Origin of the sequence: Sphingomonas sp. SRS2 (assembly GCF_000971055.1) — a bacterium.
Taxonomy (GTDB): domain Bacteria; phylum Pseudomonadota; class Alphaproteobacteria; order Sphingomonadales; family Sphingomonadaceae; genus Rhizorhabdus.
Genome location: NZ_LARW01000039.1, coordinates 1 through 12,733 on the forward strand (window position 1 = coordinate 1; position 12,733 = coordinate 12,733).

Consider the following 12,733-nt stretch of genomic DNA (forward strand, 5'->3'; position numbering starts at 1 on the left):
CATCTAAAGGTTGAAAATAACTCCACTTTAATACACTTATAGGTTCATGAATCGGATTGAACAGGCCCGTAAACACCTCGAACGGCGGCTCGCTCCCCTGCGTAAGGCAGAGCTGACGCCGCCGCCGAAGGGCTGGTTGCGCGCGGTGCGCGAATCATTCGGCATGACCGGCGCCCAACTAAGCGATCGCCTTGGCGTCTCGCCCTCGCGCATCAGTGCGCTCGAGAAAGCCGAAGCTGCCGGCACCACGACCCTCAAGAGCCTGCGCGAGGCGGCCGAGGCGATGGGCTGCACCTTTGTCTATGCGATCGTGCCGACCAAGCCGCTCGACGAGATGGCGCGCGCGCGCGCGGCCGAGCTCGCGATCAACGAACTTGCCCGCGTCCACCATACGATGCGACTCGAAGACCAGGCGCTCGAGGGAAGCGACCTGACTGAAGCGCGCGCGCGCATCATGGCGGGCTATCTCAACGGCAATCCCCGGCGGCTATGGGAGAAGCAGTGAGCGATCCCCTGTTCGATCACGAAGATGACGCCGCCACACCGCTGACGCCGGAAGAGCGCGAAGGGCTGATTCCTAATTACATCACGTTGCGGCACGAATTGAACGAGACGGAGCAGATCGGCATCGAGGAGGCCGATCGCTGGGCGTTCGGCCGCCGGCGCAATGTGCTCGAGGAGATGTTCTTCCGCCAGCTGCACAAGCGCATGTTCGGCGATACCTGGCGCTGGGCCGGGCAGTTTCGCACGATGGCGCGCAATATCGGCGTCGATGCCTACCGGATCGGAACCGATCTGCGAGCGATGTTTGACGATGTGGCCTACTGGATCGAGCACCAGACCTACCCGATCGATGAGATCATCGCGCGCTACCATCATCGTCTCGTGCAGATCCATCCGTTCTCCAATGGCAATGGCTGTCTGTCGCGCCTGGCTGCGGACCTTCTCGCCGTCCAAGTGGGCGTCGAACGGTTCAGCTGGGGTCGCGCGAATCTCGTCGAGGCCGCCACGACCCGCAGCGCCTATGTCGCCGCGCTGAAGGCAGCGGACGAGCTCGATTTTGGACCGTTGTTCGCGTTCGTACGCTCGTGACGTTCCATGCCGCCTCGTGATCCAGTTCGCGGTTGACGGGCCCGGCTTCCTGGCGATCTGCACGGGCCTCGCGCTGCTTATCGGCGCGGCGGCCTCTTTCGCATGGGCCTGTCGGCGTGATCCGCAGGGCCCGGCCCGTAGCGTCACGCGCCGCCGCCTGCCACCGGCTGAATGAGATCGAGCGCGATGGCGAACTACCCGAGATAGCGGCAAACTTCGTCACGGTGTGTGGCGGGCTGTTCGTCATCTATCGCCTGGTCCGCCGGTGGGGATCGTCATTCTGCCCGAGGATAACCCAGCTGCCGCCCTCGGCAGAATAGGCGGCTGCAGTGCCGATTATTTGCCGTTCCGGCCGAGGGCCACGAATTGCCGAGGATAAATAGATTCACCCCCACCGGAGGTCGGTCCGGGGCATAGAAGGATCTATTCATGTCAAATCAACACCCTTCCGAACATCTCCTCATCACCATCCGGCTTGCCCATATCCACGGTCGTCTGGCGTGGATCGCCGACCGGGAGTTCAAGGCTGCTTGGCGGTCGAATAGATCTGCTGATCCGTCGATATCCGGACATATTGAGCGGCCTTGATAGGCTCTGACAGTGACTGCATCGGGTCCTCCTATGGCTGGTGGAGCACCATCGATCAGGCCGCGACGGCCAGAGCCTCCACCTTGACCAGGATCATAGCCTTGGCGATGCCCGCCAGTGTCGCGAGCGACCAGCTTCCAACCTTGCCTGCGGCACGCTTCACCGATCTCCAGACCGCCGGGTCGCGGATGGCGTCGAGGAAGTCATAGCCCTCCCAGGTGAGGCGGACGCAGACCCATGGCTGCCCGACCGTGCGGTCAGGAAGATAGGTCCTGAGAAAGCCCTTCTCGACCAGCAGGCGCGTATGGAAATGCACCGCTTCATCAGCATAGCCTTCGATGGCGGCCAGGCGTAGAACCTCGCAATGCGCATCTTCCTCGACGGCTAGCAGGATCGAGCGGATCAGGTCGGAATCGCGGCGCATATATCCCGTCCTTTGAGCAAAGATGTTGTAGAGAAAGCTGGTGATCGAAGACCGAGAGATCTGGGCCTGTGCGCATCAGCTGATGCGCCAATATGGCGATGTCGCCTGGCTTCACGCCGCGCAGCGCGCTGACGAGCTACTGGCGAGTGGCGATCATGAAGGGCATCGTGTCTGGATGCGGATCCTCAAGCACATCGAGGATCTAGAAAAGCTGGAGCCGGAAGGCCGCTTGCAATGACGGAAGGTCGGGCTCTCTCGCGAGGATCGGCCGGCCGGTCAGATCAGTGTCAGCTGCTCGCCTTCATCAGCTTTGACCAAGAAGCACGCTCGCGCAGCGTCTACGGATCGACGATAGTGGATCATGCCATATTTCTCAGCTTGATCGAAGCCGACCGGCGCTAGCTCTTCGGGTGGATAGACTGCATCGTAAACAGCGCGGGCCGCTGCCCGCAGACGTCGATCATGCTGCATGTTCGATTTCCAGAGCTACTCCAAGGACGCATTTACGTAGAACATAATAAGAACAAAGTCAATCGGATGCGGATACGGTTATTCTCGCCAAATAGCTACGGATGCGTAACAAGATAGCGAGGGGGACGAAGTTATGATTCGCAATATGCTAGCCGCTGTAATGATGCTGTTCGCCACCGTCGCTTCCGCGCACGGGGGCGGATTGAACGCGGAAGGATGCCACAACAACCGGAAGACGGGCGAATAGCACTGCCATCGTGGCGGCGTTTCGCCGGCGTCGACCTCACGCTATGGTCTCAGCGGTATCAGCTCGTCTTCCAATCCATTCCCAAGTTGTGCAGCGGCGCGAGCGGCTGGTGCAGCGCCGGTAAGGAGAGGTGATGCGGGTTATGCGCCGCGGCTTGACCGGGATGGTGATGGCATAGGTTGCGAATGAGGTCCGGCCGTGCGCGTTAGCGGGCAGGCAGCCCTTGGCTAACATCGGAGCACGTCACTCGTGGCAACGGTGGTGCGGCAGAACCGGGCACAGCTGTGCCGTTTGTACAAATGAGGGCGGATGATCCGATGCGGGCCATCACGCCAGCTGGCACTCCGAGTGCGCGTCTGCCCCCACTACCGACCGGGCGATGCTCGCCAGATGGATATGGTGCGTGAAGAACAAGACCTGGGTCGACCGGGCCAGCTCCGCAAGCACCCGGAAGCCTGCCTCTGAGCGCTGGTCGTCGAAATTTACAAACAGGTCGTCGGCGAGGAACGGCAGCCGGACGCCGGCGGCGACGGATTGCTCCACGGCGGCAAGGCGGAGCGCCAGGAACAGCTGGTCCGTCGTGCCTTCGCTCATTGCGTCCACCTCGACAACGGTGCGCCGGTCATCGCGGAGGCCCAGCAGTCTTGGGGTGCTGCCGTCGTTATCGATCCGAAGCGCCGCATAGCGACCCAGCGTCAGCGTCGAGAAAATCTCGCCCGCCCGCAGCAGCATTGGATCCTGGTGCCGCTCCCGGTACTGCTCGATCGCCCAGCGCAGCGTAACGGCCTGCGCGCGCTTCAGGATATAGTGGTCGGCCAGCACACCGAGTTCAGCCCGCGCCTGCTCCGCACCTGTCGCCGCGCCCGCGGCGTCCACCCCTTGCGCCTCCAGGCTGGCAAACACTCTTTTCGCATCGCCATGCGCGCTGGCTGCCACCGCGACCTCTTCGTTCAGCTCGGCAAGCTCCGCGCGAAGCCTCTGTGTCCTCGCGGCAAGGCTGTCCGCATCGACGCCCTCCACATCAGCGAGGAGCTCCCCCAGGGTCTTTCCATCCCCCGTCGCCTTGATCATGGCTTCGACCTCGGTGACCGCTGACCGGAGCGCGCGCGCGGCGCGGGAGCGCTGGATCGCGGCACCCAGAGCGGTCAGGTCCGCCGATCCCATCTCCGCCATCAGTGGCTCCAACGCGTCCAGCGCCGCGGCGTACCGAGCCTCCTCGGCCGCGACTTCCGATGTCCTGCTGTCGAGCGTCGCCTGAAGCGCGCAGCGGACGTTCGCTGCCGACCTTGCCTCGGCGAGACGGTTCCGTATGACTGCGAGTCGCTCTTCGGCATTTTGGGCGGGGGCAATCCTTAGCCGGTCCGCGACGCTCGCGACGCTCCTCTCATGCTCGTTTGCGTCACGGGTCACACCATCGATGCGACCCTCGAGATCGGATTGCGTCAGGACGGCTGCGCGCAGCTCGTCCAGAACGTCGAGCGTGGCGATGGCGCCGGAGATTTCAAGCCTCAGCCCCGATGCTGCGGTCAGTTCTCGCCAGGCCTCGGCCCGTGCGGCAGCCGCGTCCTCGAGCCGCTTCCTACGCCGCGCCAGTGCCTCGGCATCAAGCTCGATCTGAGCGCGGGCCGCCCGGTCGAGCCGATGCTGCTGATCCGCCTTCTCGATCTCGGTGCGTGCTAGCTCGGCGGTCGCCAGGACGGGCGCAAGTTCCACGCCCTCGATCATGCCTGTCTCGTGGAGGCTCGCGACGAGGGCCAAGCGCGCTGTTGAGCGGCGGTCCATGAAGGCCTTGGCCTCGGCCAAGGCGGCGGCCGCCTCATGATGGGCCTTCTCCGCGGCATCCCGCTCGGTGAGCCAGCCGAGCATCCGGGCGGGCTCCATATCCGGGTATCCGGCGATCTCCAGCGTCGCGCTCCAGTCGGCACACGTGGATTGCGCACGTGCGCGTGCCACAACCGCGCGATCCTTCGCCTGGTTTGCGTCGAGCAGGAGCTTCGCGCAGCGCTGACCCATGTCGGCCAGCCTGCTCGATTCTTCGGCCGCGGCGAACCGCAGGTCGCTCCTGTCATCTGCGTGGGCGACCTTCGCCTCGAACGCGGCGACCGCCGCCTCCGGGGAGCCGAGCGGGGCGTTGCCGAGCACATGCTCCCGCAGGGGTTGCCAGCGTTCGCTACGCTCGAGGCGTGCCGATGCAATCTCGTCGGCAGGAATGGCAGCGCCCGAGGAGAGCTGCTCCATCTCGAGCGAGAGGGCCGCCGCTTCCTCGCGCGCACGGACGGCGGCCGTCTCGTCCCGCACCGCTTCAGTCGCTAGGTCCGCAAGGGCCCTGCGTGCCTCCTCGATCTCCGCCGGGGTGAGACGCGGGAGCGAGAGGAGGGCCCGAGCGTCGCCACGCCAAGGCACCAGGCGGGCGATGCAATGCTCGAGCGAGTTGGCGGCGAGTTCCGCCTTGCGCTCGGACGACACGCACCGGGCGTCCACGTCGGCGCCCAAGGCACGCGCGGCGTCGACCGCAGCAAGGAGCGGATGAGCGTCTCCCTGAAGGCCGACATCATCGGTGACGTGGCCAAGGGTACTGCGTCGCTGCTCGAGCTCCTCCTCGCTCTGCTCGATCTGGATCAGCGCGGAGGCGGCCTGCGCCTCTGCCAGCGCCAGTTCGCGCAGTTTCGAGCTGACGATCCTCGAAGGTGGAGCCATAGCCGCGGAGCCGGTCTCCTCCTGCAGGCGCAGGATCAGCGCCGCCCCGGCTGCGAGATCAGACTCAAGGCGGGCCTGGTCCTGGCGAGCCTTTGCGATGGCGCCTGAGGTCCTCACCAGCTCGTCGACGCGGTCCGCCTCGTCGAGCATAGCCTGGTCGGCCGGGAGCGCGTCGATTTTCTCCTTGGCCTCGGCGGCAAGCTTTAGGGCGGCCGCCCTCGCGCGCAGCGCCGCATCGGCCTCGGCCATCGCCTTCTCTGCCGCCTCCTCGCTGTGAGGCGCGATGGCGATCGTGGCGTCATGCTCGGATAGCGCGACAAGATAGTCGGCGCGGACGCGTGCCGATGGTGCGATCCGGCGGATGCGCTCGGCCCGGCTGACCTCGGCGAGGATCTCGTCGCGTCGGTGCTGGGCGTCGGTCAGCTTCCCGTGCTGGGTGCTGGCCGCGCTCCTCGCGTCGAGCCAGGTCTTCGGTTTGAGCGATTGATCGCGGATCACTCGCGCATGCGTCTCGAACTCGCGCTGCGCCACGGTGAAAGACCGCCTGTTCGATGCGCGCGGGCCCCAGATCGCGTCTGCTTCCGCTTCGAGCCTCGACAGCTCGTCCGAAACCCCCGTCAGTCCGGAGCCGGCCGCGAATAGCGCTCTGCCGATGTCGTTGCGGGCCTCAACCATGGCGCGTCCGCCCGCACGCAAGCCCTCTTGATTCAGACTGAAGGAAAGGCCGAACGTCTCTCTCGTCTGCCCGCGCAACATGGCAAGCAGCCCCCCCTCGTCGATCGGTCGATCATCCGGGCCGAGGAGCGTCCCGCTGGTGCCTTTCTTGCGCCGGCATGCGAGCGTCCGCTCCCCGTCCTCAATCAGCGCACCGATCCGCAGGAGCGAGTAGTCGTAAATGAAGTTGTAGGGCGAGCGTGGGAGGAAGCCAAACAGCAAGTCCGAAACCGCGGCCATCGACGTAGTCTTACCCGCCTCATTGGCGCCGTAGACAACATGGAGATCGGGGGCGCCGGTGCGGAAGGACAGTTCGCAGTCCTCGAAATGTCCATAGCGCTCGAGAGCGAGGCTGGCAAAGCGCATGCTAGGCGCCTCCCGTAAGGCGCGACCGCAGGGCGAGGGTCGCCGTGCCGAGCACGGTCGACCAGTCGCCGTCGCTTGCCAAGCTTCTGAGATCCCCATCCTCCGCCTGTCCCAGCGATGCCTGGGCGACGAGCAGGAATGGCCCGAGATCCTCGGCAAGCAGCGCCGCCAGACCCCCGTGGGTCTCGGCCTGTTCGACCAGCAAGGACAGATCGTCGCCGATCACTGTATCGCTCGACGGGGGCAGCGGTGTCACCAGCACCTTGACCTTTTCGATAAACAGGTCGGGCGAGATCGAGGCCGCGACGGCGCGCACCTCGTCGCGCAGCGTGGCGGTCCGGTCGAGCATGGCGCCAGCATGTCCGGTCTGGCCGACAAGCGTGATCCGGACGACGAGCGGAATGCCCGCCATGGTCTGCTGCCACTCGACCGTGAGCGCTGCGCGGATGAGGGACGCGAGCGCGTCGATCGACGCCCCCGCGCAATCGACCTCGACCTTGGCCCAGCGTAACACGTCCAGATCGATACGTTCGATGGACCTGACCTGTCCGTCCTCCACGGCGACGATCACCGCACCCTTCGGCCCGCACTCCCTGATCGTACGCCCCTGGGTATTTCCAGGGAAGACGACGTAGGGCTCCTGACAAACCACCTCATGTTCGTGAACATGTCCAAGTGCCCAATAGTCGTAATGCTTGGACCTGAGATCATCGAGGCTGCACGGAGCGTACGCCGCATGCCCCTCCCGACCGGCGAGAGCGGTGTGCAGCATGCCGATGTTGAAGTGGTGCTTCGCGGCATCCGGATAGGCCAGCACGAGGTTGTCGGTGACAGCCGCGGTCGGAAAGCTCTGGCCGTGGATCGCGACGCCGATCTCCGGCAGGACGTGGGTCTCTGCTTTGCGTGTACTGAACAGGCGGACATTTGGCGGCCAAGGCACGCTGCGGCTGATCACCGAGGCGGCGTCATGGTTGCCCGCCAGCAGGAAGACGGGGATATTCGCATGATCGAGCCTCCCGATCGCACGCGCAAAGTAGAGACCGGTACCCATATCCTTCCAGTCGCCATCGAACAGGTCGCCCGCGATGACGACGAAGTCCACCGCCTCGTCGATCGCCCGCTGGACGAGATTGTCGAACGCCGCCCGCGTCGCACCGCGGATTTCGGCCTCCGGCAGACCCTCGTAGCGCGAGAGGCCATGGAGTGGACTGTCCAGGTGGATGTCGGCGGCGTGCAGAAATTTGAACTGGGTCATAGCTACTCCCCCGGCATCACCATGCCGCAAGCCGCAAGCGCCGACAATATCATGTCGGGGCCGTCGATCAGCGTCCGCGGTCATTTTTGCGGATCCGCATCGGCTTGAACCAGACCACCACCACCACACTTTCCGATCTAGCCGGCGGCCAGGGTGGGGTCGGCCGGGACCTGCCTACAGATGCTGTAATCCGCCCTCATGCACGTCCATCTGCTACACCACGAGACCGATGGGATAGACGGGCATGCCACGAGCCGGTCAAATATTTGGAAGGTAGCTTCCGGTCAGTTCGGGCCTCTGGTTGCAGCCTCCGTCCGGCTCGGCAGCCAGGCTCCCCAGGGCCAGCCACCCGGCTATGCTGCGGCGGCCTCAGAAGGGGCCATACGTCCATCTACACTTTTGGCGCGTGGCGCCGCCTGGCGATCAATCGGGCGCGAAGCAGCCGGATCAACCCAGGGCGCGTTGCGCGAATGCCGTGGCGGCGGCGAGCCCATCCTGGCCGACGCTGTGTGCCACACCCGAAGACGCGTGCACTTCGACCCTGACGCCGGCCGCGTTCAGCGCCGTCGACGCCAGATCCATCGAGTTGAAAGGCACAATATCATCCTCGGTGCCGTGGATCAGCAGCACCGGTGGGCGACTTGTGATTTCCGCGTGCAGCCGGTCAGGCGCGACGAGCATGCCCGAAATACCGACGATGCCGGCGAGAGGCTGCTGGCGACGTAAACCAACATGCAGCGCCATCATCGTGCCCTGGCTAAAGCCTATGAGGAGGACGCGGTTGCTGGGCAAGTCAGCCTGCGCGAGCTCCTGGGTAATGAAGGCGTTGAGACCCGGTGCGGCTGCGGAGGCGCCCGCGGCACGCTCAGCCATGGAAAAGGTTTCTATCAGCCACCATTGGTGGGCGGCTGTCATTCGAGGAATTTGCGACGGCGCGTTGGGCGCTACGAACGCGGCGCCGGGAAGCGCTGGTTGGATCATGCGGGCCAACGAAATCATGTCGTCTCCATTTGACCCATAACCATGGATCAAAATGACGATAGCGTTCGGCCTCGAGCTGGAGAGAGGTGCGAGGCGTGGACCATCGAGCGTCACGGCGATCCTTTCAGCTTCGGCGACTGCAGCGGAACCGTCCAATCCGTCATTTGTCGCGTTCAGCGCGCTTGCGCTCAGCCTTTCGCGCACGGCTTATTGCCGCCGCTCGCTCGCGCGCCCTCTTTTCCGACGGCTTCTCATAATGCCGGCGGAGCTTCATCTCGCGATAGACGCCTTCGCGCTGCAGCTTCTTCTTCAAGGCGCGGAGGGCTTGATCGACGTTGTTGTCGCGGACGATGATCTGCATGCTCGTTTGGCTTCCAGCTGGTGTGGCTTTGTCGGATTCGGGCGGCTTTACAGCCAGGGGGGCCGCAAGCCAAGGATCGGGTTGCCGACACACCGCAGAGATTACATTGCTGCGCGTGCTAGCCAGCAGCGAACGCCGTAGGGACGACCATAGAAGGGGCGGCGGCTATGCGACTTAATGTCGACCGTTCCGCTAAGTTCGGCCCGATCCCGAAGCCCGCCATTCGTTCAGCTAGCGCTGAGTGGCGGCCGGGACGACCGAGATGGGGACAGAGCCATCGTCCGCTAATCCCTCGCGAACAACGGCTTTCGGCAGAAATGGCCATCCGAAGCGTGCCGATGTCCAGAGCCGAATCAGCGACGCCGATTTGGCATGCCGATGGTCAGGCAGTTACTGCGCGTCGGTATGACGCTCTCGAGTCACTTTGTCGTGATGACGACCTTACCTCTTAGGCAGCCATCCTCCATCCGGCGATGAGCTTCCTGTACGTCCTCAAGCTGAAAAATGCTATCAATCCGGGGTTTGAAGGCACCTGAGGCGACCGCGCTGCGGATGTATTCCTGCGCAGCAGCGAATCGCTCGGGCACATCGGTCAGTTCGAACAGGTCCACGAATGCGAGGGAACGTCGGTCGAGTGCCACAAGGGGTACGTCAACGCGTGCGGAAGTGATGTCTGGCGATGTTTGCGCCCCGTAGCTAAAGAGGCTTCCCCCCTCTGCAAGGCACGCGACGCACTGCGCCAGCAGGGCGCCGCCGACCGTATCCAAGACCACCTTCACCCCCTTGCTGCCAGTAGCGTCCATGACGATGTCGGTCAGCGTCTGCTCATCCGTGGCGATGACATGGTGCGCGCCGAGATCGAGCAATTCTTGCTCGCGCGCCGCCGTCCGCGTCGTGGCCAAAACGGTCGCCCCCATGTCACGTGCGAACTGGATGAGCGCACTGCCGACCGGAGACGTCCCGGCAGTTACCAACACGGCATCGCCGGCACCGACGGACACCTTGGTAATGAGATTGTAGGCCTGCAGTCCCGCCATCCAAACTGCGGCTTCCTCGATCGCCGTCGTGCCAGGAATGGATTTCACCAAGGCCGATGCCGGCACGTTGGCGTGTGTTGCATAGATGCCTGATCCAACGAACGGCGTCTGCACAGGGAGGATGGCGACACGGTCGCCGATGCTGTGACCAACGACCTCCGAGCCCGCTTCCTTGACGGTTCCGACGCCCTCGACACCCATCACCGAAGGCAGACTTGGGGGAACGACGTAGAAGTTGCGGCGGTACAGTGCCTCGAACCTGTTGACCCCAATTGCCTCGATGCTGACCCGAACCTCATCGGGACCGATCTCCGGCAGCTCAAAGGATTCGACCTTCAGGACCTCGGGGCCGCCGATTTCAGAAAATGTGACGTGATGCATAGTGTCCTCGCTGTAGCGGCGCGCCATCCACTTCGAGCGGAGCCACGCGCACGGATGCTCGCGAGCGACCTACCCGATGACGGAAGCGCCTGTGACGTCCAACCTGCCCGGAAGCGAGTTAGTAGCGATCACTATAATGGGGGAAGCCGAGTGTTGCAAGTAATAGTGATCACTACAATATCACGCCATTAGTGCGGTCGAGCCATGGATGCAGAGAGGCCAGCCTTGAACATGGAGGCGGCCTGCTCGGCCGCAGCACGGAGCCGACTCGCCTCCATGCCCGTGTAGGCGGCGGCCGAGAGCCCGCGCACCATGGTCACCACCGCGTCAGCGATAGCATCTCCGTTCTGGGAAACGCGCTTGCGAATCTCCTCTCCAATCGAGGCCACCATTATGGCGCTGATTTCGGCTGCGATCGCTCGTGCCTCGGGATCGGCCGCGCGCGTGCCTTCCGTGACCAGGCAGCCCCGCGCCGCGGCATCGCTGGAATATTGCTCAGCAGCCGAGACGAAGATCATGGTCACGGCCTCGCCGACGTCACGACCCCCGAAGATCTCGGAAATCGGTAACGCGTGTTCGGCTGCGTAGCGACGCAGGGCATGCTCGAAGAGACCCGCCTTGCTCCCGTAGGCTGCATAGAGGCTGGGCGGATTGATCCCGAGCTCCTGCGTCAGATCAGCGACGCTCACGCCATCATAGCCTCTCTGGTGAAACAGGCGCTGCGCCTTCTCGACGCCGAGTTGCCGATCGAACGGCCGCCTCGGGCGCCTTTTGCGGACGTTCTCGCTCACCTGGACCTCCTGAACACCAGTAAGATTATAGTGCTTGCTACAAATAGTTGCAACGCCCCCTTGCGCACAACTAATAGCGATCACTATTAATGTGTTTCAGCAGGAGTGAACGATGACAGCGGATATGAAGGTCGCACTTGTGACGGGAGGCAGTAGCGGGATCGGCTTCGCCATCGCGCGCAAAATGGCTGCTTCCGGGATGCGAGTGATCATCGCGGGCCGAGGCCAGGATGCACTCGATCGCGCAGCGAGCGAACTGGGTGGGAACACAGCCGGTATCGTCGTCGATGTCTCCAATCCGGCCAGTCTCGAGACGCTCTTTTCGCAGGTCCGCTCCGACTTCGGCGGGATCGACGTCTTGGTCGCCAACGCCGGCGGCGGTGTCCACGCGCCCTTGGGTCGGATCACCGAAGCAGCTTACGATCAGCAGTTCGACACGAACGTGAAGGGCATCGTCTTCACCGTACAGGGAGCTTTGCCGCTGCTGAAGCCGGGTTCGTCCATCGTAATCGTCGGCTCGACGTCGTCGATCGACCCAGGTCCGTCGATGAGCATCTACGGAGCTACCAAAGCGGCCGTGCGCAACTTGGTGAGGAGCTGGGTCAGCGATCTTAAGGGCTCTGGGATCCGGATCAACATCGTCAGCCCGGGGCCGACAAACACCCAGTCACTACGAGACGGTTTCGGGGAGCACGCGGAAGAGGGGCTAGCCTTCCTCCGCCAGAAGAGCCCGATGGGCCGCATCGGCGAGCCCGAGGAGATCGCGGAGGTGGCGGCGTTCCTGGCCAGCGACGCCGCAAGCTACATCAACGGTGTCGAGCTCTTCGCCGACGGCGGAGCGTCCCAGGCATGAGAAAGATTCGGCCATGAGCGTTATCGACCACATCGAACTTCCCGTTGCCGATGCGGAGGCCTCCCGGCGTTTCTACGAAGCGGCGCTGGAGCCGCTTGGGCTGTCGCTGGTCGTCAGCATCGGTCCGGCGCGCACCGCTCATGGTGGTGCGCGACTTGGGTTTGGCCGGGGTGGATATCCGAGCCTGTGGTTCCACGAGGAGAACGGCAGCCGCCTTCCCGTCCATGTCGCCTTTAGCGCCGGCGAGAGGAAGGCCGTCGATGCCTTCTACGAAGCGGCACTAACCCAGGGCGGAAGCGACAACGGCGCGCCCGGCATCCCGGAACGGTACCACCCGAACTACTATGCTGCCTATGTGCTCGACCCCGATGGCAACAATATCGAGGCCGTCTGCCAGGCCGAGTAAGTCGGGCTCAGAATCTCGATGGAACGAGGGCAGTCTGGCGCGGCCGAACGGGATTTCAGCAAGGGGCGC

Annotated in this window: 16 protein-coding genes; 8 read left to right on the plus strand and 8 right to left on the minus strand. The window is 63.9% G+C overall.

Features of this window, described 5'->3' with window-relative positions; translation table 11 throughout:
• Positions 1 to 46 precede the first annotated feature (46 nt).
• The 3 genes from WP12_RS00585 to WP12_RS24605 all read left to right on the plus strand — a co-directional run bounded on the left by WP12_RS00585 (position 47) and on the right by WP12_RS24605 (position 1,412).
• Complete coding sequence (locus WP12_RS00585; protein WP_046191824.1) at positions 47 to 505, plus strand: mobile mystery protein A; 459 nt, start codon at positions 47 to 49, stop codon at positions 503 to 505.
• Complete coding sequence (locus tag WP12_RS00590; protein WP_046191825.1) at positions 502 to 1,092, plus strand: mobile mystery protein B; 591 nt, start codon at positions 502 to 504, stop codon at positions 1,090 to 1,092. Before WP12_RS00585 ends, WP12_RS00590 begins: the two co-directional genes overlap by 4 nt.
• Positions 1,093 to 1,208: 116 nt before the next feature.
• The gene (locus tag WP12_RS24605; RefSeq protein WP_152663837.1) at positions 1,209 to 1,412 is read left to right on the plus strand and encodes a hypothetical protein; all 204 of its coding nucleotides are present in this window, start codon (positions 1,209 to 1,211) and stop codon (positions 1,410 to 1,412) included.
• A 323-nt stretch (positions 1,413 to 1,735) separates the two neighbouring features.
• Here the strand turns inward: WP12_RS24605 and WP12_RS00595 are convergent, their stop codons facing one another.
• Positions 1,736 to 2,104, minus strand: a complete 369-nt coding sequence (locus WP12_RS00595) for a DUF2513 domain-containing protein (protein WP_046191826.1) — start codon at positions 2,102 to 2,104, stop codon at positions 1,736 to 1,738.
• A gap of 40 nt (positions 2,105 to 2,144) precedes the next feature.
• Between WP12_RS00595 and WP12_RS00600 the strand changes: the two genes are divergently transcribed.
• The gene (locus tag WP12_RS00600; RefSeq protein ID WP_046191827.1) at positions 2,145 to 2,342 is read left to right on the plus strand and encodes a DUF6961 family protein; all 198 of its coding nucleotides are present in this window, start codon (positions 2,145 to 2,147) and stop codon (positions 2,340 to 2,342) included.
• Positions 2,343 to 2,380: 38 nt separating this feature from the next.
• Here the strand turns inward: WP12_RS00600 and WP12_RS23800 are convergent, their stop codons facing one another.
• Positions 2,381 to 2,575, minus strand: coding sequence for a hypothetical protein (locus WP12_RS23800; RefSeq protein WP_084690894.1), 195 nt, complete (start codon positions 2,573 to 2,575; stop codon positions 2,381 to 2,383).
• A 163-nt stretch (positions 2,576 to 2,738) separates the two neighbouring features.
• Between WP12_RS23800 and WP12_RS24610 the strand changes: the two genes are divergently transcribed.
• Together WP12_RS24610 and WP12_RS24615 are read left to right on the plus strand one after the other, a co-directional pair.
• Entirely contained in the window at positions 2,739 to 2,822 is an 84-nt protein-coding gene (locus tag WP12_RS24610; RefSeq protein WP_235398815.1) for a YHYH domain-containing protein, read from the plus strand.
• Positions 2,823 to 2,879: 57 nt separating this feature from the next.
• Positions 2,880 to 3,011, plus strand: a complete 132-nt coding sequence (locus WP12_RS24615; protein ID WP_152663841.1) for an excalibur calcium-binding domain-containing protein — start codon at positions 2,880 to 2,882, stop codon at positions 3,009 to 3,011.
• Positions 3,012 to 3,149: 138 nt separating this feature from the next.
• Here WP12_RS24615 and WP12_RS00610 read toward each other — a convergent pair whose 3' ends face one another.
• The 6 genes from WP12_RS00610 to WP12_RS00635 all read right to left on the minus strand — a co-directional run bounded on the left by WP12_RS00610 (position 3,150) and on the right by WP12_RS00635 (position 11,405).
• Entirely contained in the window at positions 3,150 to 6,599 is a 3,450-nt protein-coding gene (locus tag WP12_RS00610; protein ID WP_046191828.1) for a YhaN family protein, read from the minus strand.
• A gap of 1 nt (position 6,600) precedes the next feature.
• The gene (locus WP12_RS00615; protein WP_200894432.1) at positions 6,601 to 7,854 is read right to left on the minus strand and encodes a metallophosphoesterase family protein; all 1,254 of its coding nucleotides are present in this window, start codon (positions 7,852 to 7,854) and stop codon (positions 6,601 to 6,603) included.
• Positions 7,855 to 8,301: 447 nt separating this feature from the next.
• Complete coding sequence (locus tag WP12_RS00620) at positions 8,302 to 8,949, minus strand: alpha/beta hydrolase (protein ID WP_046191839.1); 648 nt, start codon at positions 8,947 to 8,949, stop codon at positions 8,302 to 8,304.
• 46 nt (positions 8,950 to 8,995) lie between these two features.
• Entirely contained in the window at positions 8,996 to 9,196 is a 201-nt protein-coding gene (gene rpsU / locus WP12_RS00625; protein ID WP_046191829.1) for a 30S ribosomal protein S21, read from the minus strand.
• 419 nt (positions 9,197 to 9,615) lie between these two features.
• Entirely contained in the window at positions 9,616 to 10,641 is a 1,026-nt protein-coding gene (locus WP12_RS00630; RefSeq protein ID WP_052730129.1) for a zinc-dependent alcohol dehydrogenase family protein, read from the minus strand.
• 161 nt (positions 10,642 to 10,802) lie between these two features.
• Positions 10,803 to 11,405 carry a TetR/AcrR family transcriptional regulator gene (locus tag WP12_RS00635; protein ID WP_046191841.1) on the minus strand — a complete coding sequence of 201 codons (603 nt, stop codon included), beginning with the start codon at positions 11,403 to 11,405 and terminating at the stop codon, positions 10,803 to 10,805.
• A 112-nt stretch (positions 11,406 to 11,517) separates the two neighbouring features.
• Between WP12_RS00635 and WP12_RS00640 the strand changes: the two genes are divergently transcribed.
• Both WP12_RS00640 and WP12_RS00645 read left to right on the plus strand, forming a co-directional pair.
• On the plus strand, positions 11,518 to 12,258 hold the full coding sequence (locus WP12_RS00640; RefSeq protein WP_046191830.1) for an SDR family NAD(P)-dependent oxidoreductase: 741 nt from the start codon (positions 11,518 to 11,520) through the stop codon (positions 12,256 to 12,258).
• Positions 12,259 to 12,271: 13 nt separating this feature from the next.
• The gene (locus WP12_RS00645) at positions 12,272 to 12,664 is read left to right on the plus strand and encodes a VOC family protein (protein WP_046191831.1); all 393 of its coding nucleotides are present in this window, start codon (positions 12,272 to 12,274) and stop codon (positions 12,662 to 12,664) included.
• Positions 12,665 to 12,733 lie beyond the last annotated feature (69 nt).

Bases quoted from the DNA above. Each gene is read 5' to 3' on its own strand.
- WP12_RS00585 (WP_046191824.1), top strand. From the start codon at position 47: ATGAATCGGATTGAACAGGCCCGTAAACACCTCGAACGGCGGCTCGCT.
- WP12_RS00595 (WP_046191826.1), bottom strand. From the start codon at position 2,104: ATGCGCCGCGATTCCGACCTGATCCGCTCGATCCTGCTAGCCGTCGAG.
- WP12_RS23800 (WP_084690894.1), bottom strand. From the start codon at position 2,575: ATGCAGCATGATCGACGTCTGCGGGCAGCGGCCCGCGCTGTTTACGAT.
- WP12_RS24610 (WP_235398815.1), top strand. From the start codon at position 2,739: ATGCTGTTCGCCACCGTCGCTTCCGCGCACGGGGGCGGATTGAACGCG.
- WP12_RS00610 (WP_046191828.1), bottom strand. From the start codon at position 6,599: ATGCGCTTTGCCAGCCTCGCTCTCGAGCGCTATGGACATTTCGAGGAC.
- WP12_RS00615 (WP_200894432.1), bottom strand. From the start codon at position 7,854: ATGACCCAGTTCAAATTTCTGCACGCCGCCGACATCCACCTGGACAGT.
- rpsU (WP_046191829.1), bottom strand. From the start codon at position 9,196: ATGCAGATCATCGTCCGCGACAACAACGTCGATCAAGCCCTCCGCGCC.
- WP12_RS00630 (WP_052730129.1), bottom strand. From the start codon at position 10,641: ATGGCGCGCCGCTACAGCGAGGACACTATGCATCACGTCACATTTTCT.
- WP12_RS00640 (WP_046191830.1), top strand. From the start codon at position 11,518: ATGACAGCGGATATGAAGGTCGCACTTGTGACGGGAGGCAGTAGCGGG.
- WP12_RS00645 (WP_046191831.1), top strand. From the start codon at position 12,272: ATGAGCGTTATCGACCACATCGAACTTCCCGTTGCCGATGCGGAGGCC.